The organism is Bradyrhizobium sp. ORS 375 (assembly GCF_000239775.1).
GTDB lineage: Bacteria > Pseudomonadota > Alphaproteobacteria > Rhizobiales > Xanthobacteraceae > Bradyrhizobium.
The window spans coordinates 1-2977 of sequence record NZ_CAFI01000091.1 but is presented as its reverse complement, the minus strand read 5'-3'; the positions used below and the strand labels follow the sequence as shown (position 1 = coordinate 2977).

Genomic DNA, 2977 nt, shown 5'->3' with positions numbered 1-2977 from the left:
CCTGCGAGCGTCCAGCTCTACAATGACAGTTACGTCAAGATCGCCAGGGATCGCCACCCCGCCCTTCTCGGCCGCGCCGTGGTCGACGGTTGGCCTGACGCTTACGAGACGGTGATTGCCCCGCTCCTGCAATCCTCGCGCGCCGGCCGGGCGACGCGCCTCACCGGTTTCGCCGTCGCGCTGCGCGGGCCGGACGGAACAATGGAGGAGCGCATCTTCGATACGGACTGGTCGCCGATCCGGGATGAGGCGGGCGGTGTCGCGGGCGCTCTGCAGACCTTGATCGAGGCGACCGAGCGCGTAAGGGCGCAGCGCGCACTCCGCGAAAAGGAAGAGCGATATCGAGCGCTTTTCGAGCGAGCGGTCGACAGCATCTGGCTAGCCGACCAGGACGGCAAGTTCGTCGCCGTCAATCCAGCCGCTTGCCAGTTGCTTGGCTATGCCGCGGAGGAACATCTTCGGCTGTCGATGTTCGACATTATCCGTGCTGAAGACCTGCCTCGGTTGCGAGAATTGATGAAGGCTCTTGCGGCCGGCCGGCATGTCACCGAGCTCTGGGACATCAGGCGAGCCGACGGAACATACATCCCGCTCGAACTCAGCCACTCCGTCGCGCCTGATGGGCAGTGGCAAACCATCGGCAGGGATATCAGCGAACGACAACGCGCAGAGACCGCGTTGCGGCAGAGCAAGGAGCTTCGCCGGATTGCGCTGGAGAGCGGCGGCATGGGCGCCTGGAGATGGGACACCCGGAACCGCATGGTTCGATCGGACGCGCCGTTTCAGCGGCTGTGGGGCATGTCCTTGGGCGACAAGCCGCATTCGGTTTCGGTCTACATCGATCGGATGCATCCAGAAGGCGCAGTTGCGCTCGAGGCCGTGATGGCTAGGCCAATCGCGCCCGGCGAAGACATGCAAGATCAGGTGCAGGTGGCGCACGGGCCCACCGCCGGGCGCTGGATCCAATGGCGCGGCCGCGCCGAGCGCGACAAGCCCTGGATCATCAATGGGGTTCAGCTTCGACATCACCGAGCAGAGACTTGCCGAGCAAAGATTGCGCGACAGCGAGGCGCGTCTGGAAACGGAACTGAGGCACACCTCCTTGCTGCGCGATTTGGCGGCTCGGCTCGTGACCGAGGAGAGTGGACAGGCGATTTATGACGATGTGCTCGACACCGCCATAGCCATCATGTCCGCCGACGCGGGGACGGTCCAGGTCTACGATTCAGAAACGAACTCTCTGGTCCTGTTCGTAAGCCGAGGCATCCCCGGCGGGATCGCCGACCATTTTCACCAGGTTGACGCCTCCAGCAGCACGGCCTGTGGGCTTGCGCTGAGAACCGGCCAGCGCACCTTCGTTGACTTCGAGCAAAGTCCTGACGACGAAGCCTGTCGATTGCACGTCGAGGCCGGGTTCAGCTCGGCTATGGCGGCTCCGCTGCTCTCTCGAGATGGCTCCCGATTGGCATGCTGAACACGCACTGGCGGACGGCGGGATTTCGCCCGAGCGAGGAGCAACTGCGCTTTCTCGACCTGCTTGCCCGGCAGGCGGCGGAATTGATGGAACGGCGCCGGACGGAATCGGCCTTGAGTAATGCGCAGAGCAAATCTCACAGCGAGCTCGAACGCCAGGTTCAGGAGCGCACGGCCGAGCTTCAGGCGAGCCGTGACCTGCTCCAGGGAACGATGGACTCCTCCCCTGATATGGTTCAGGTCTTCGAGGCCATCCGCGACCAAGCCGGAGATATCATAGATTTCCGCTGGTTGCTGAACAACCACACGTCCGAGACCCGATACGGCGAAGTTCGTGGCGAGAGTCTGCTCCAGCGCAATCCAGGGGTGCTGGTCGAAGGCATCTTCGATGCCTTCAAGCGGGTGACCGAGACGGGCGTGCCGGAGCAGGCTGAGCGGCACTATGTGCACGAACAGTTCGACGGATGGTTCTACCAGTCTGTCGTCAAGCTCGGCGACGGGGTCGCCACGACAACGAGGGACATCACCGATTGGAAGCGCGCGCAGAGTGAGGTGCTACGCCTTCAAGACGAGGTCGCACAAGCAAGCTGCGCGAGAGCGAGGAGCGATTTCGCTTGCTGGTGGAGAGTGTCCGCGACTACGCGATCTTCACCATGGACCGGGACGGCATTATCACGTCCTGGCCCGCAGGTGCTGCGGCCGTATTCGGCTGGTCCGAGGGGGAAATCCTGGGCCGCTCTGTCGATACGACGTTCGTGCCAGAGGATGTCGCGAGCGGGGAGCCTCAGAAGGAGAGGGAGAGAGCCCTGCTCCAAGGGATTGCCCCCAATGTCCGAGAGCACCTCCGGAAGGACGGATCGCGCATCTTCATTCATGGCTCCACTCAACCTCTTGCAGGCAGCGGCGGAATCCGCGAGTTCATCAAGATCGGGCAAGATGTGACAGACCCGGCGGGTACAGCAGGCCTTGGCCGAGAGTGAGGAGCGGCTCCGGACGCTGACCGAGGGCATCCCACAGCTTGTCTGGCGCTCGGCCGATGAGGGGCGCTGGACGTGGTCGAGCCCGCAATGGCAGGGCTGGACTGGGCAGACTGCGGACGAAAGCCTCGGACTTGGCTGGCTGGAGGCGGTACATCCCGAGGATCGTTCAGCCGTCATGGCGTCCTGGGCGGAAGCCCTCCGCAATGGCGGTGTCGACGTCGAGCACCGGGTTCGGCGTGCCTCGGACGGACATTATCTCTGGCACCACACCCGGTCACTGCCCGTGCACGATGCAGGTGGTCGCGTGATCGAGTGGCTCGGCACCACCACTGACGTGCAGCAGCTGAAGCAGTTGCAGGAGCGTCAGGCCATTATGGTGGCCGAGTTGCAACACCGCACGCGCAACCTGATCGCGGTCGTACGCTCCATCGCGCAGCAGACCATGGCGCAGACCGGTCCCACAGCGGCATTTCGAGAGGAGTTCAACCATCGGCTGGAGGCGCTGGCCCGCGTGCAGGGCCTCC

4 protein-coding genes are annotated in these 2977 nt (G+C 63.9%); all 4 read left to right on the top strand.

Features of this window, described 5'->3' with window-relative positions:
- Window positions 1-1161, top strand: a 1161-nt coding sequence (locus tag BRAO375_RS07810; protein ID WP_035639506.1) for a PAS domain-containing protein, incomplete at its 5' end; no start/stop codon positions are given.
- Between the two features lie 28 nt (window positions 1162-1189).
- Window positions 1190-1474, top strand: a complete 285-nt coding sequence (locus tag BRAO375_RS39005) for a hypothetical protein (RefSeq protein WP_502688867.1) — start codon at window positions 1190-1192, stop codon at window positions 1472-1474.
- Window positions 1475-2093: 619 nt separating this feature from the next.
- The gene (locus tag BRAO375_RS37905) at window positions 2094-2453 is read left to right on the top strand and encodes a PAS domain S-box protein (protein WP_244423132.1); all 360 of its coding nucleotides are present in this window, start codon (window positions 2094-2096) and stop codon (window positions 2451-2453) included.
- Window positions 2440-2977 (top strand): PAS domain-containing protein (locus BRAO375_RS07795; RefSeq protein ID WP_139031337.1); only part of this gene is annotated, 538 nt, incomplete at its 3' end. The genes BRAO375_RS37905 and BRAO375_RS07795, both read left to right, overlap by 14 nt.

Bases quoted from the DNA above. Each gene is read 5' to 3' on its own strand.
- BRAO375_RS39005 (WP_502688867.1), top strand. From the start codon at position 1,190: ATGTCCGCCGACGCGGGGACGGTCCAGGTCTACGATTCAGAAACGAAC.